Annotated in this window: 1 protein-coding gene; it reads right to left on the bottom strand. The window is 76.4% G+C overall.

The features are described from left to right. Nucleotides 1–263 (bottom strand): MFS transporter (locus tag HKX41_11930; GenBank protein NNC24843.1); only part of this gene is annotated, 263 nt, incomplete at both ends.

The raw sequence follows: 263 nt of genomic DNA on the forward strand, positions 1-263 counted from the left end.
GGCGCGACCGGGCCGCGCGCATCGGCCCAGGGCCCGGCCGCGACCATGCCGACCACACTTGCGGCGAGGGTGCCGGCGAAGGCCAGCGCGTACAGCGGCAGGCCGTCGAGCGCGCGCGCCACGGTCGGCATCGCGGTGGTCACCGCCAAGGCTTCGAACCCGACCAGAGCCACCAGCGCGACCGCGCCGGCGGTGAGGCCGCGGTAGCGCGGCGCGAACAGGCTTTCTTCTTGCATGGACATCGCGGCGGGGCCTGCGGGCCC

This window comes from Salifodinibacter halophilus, assembly GCA_012999515.1.
GTDB classification, from domain to species: Bacteria; Pseudomonadota; Gammaproteobacteria; order Nevskiales; family Salinisphaeraceae; genus Salifodinibacter; species Salifodinibacter halophilus.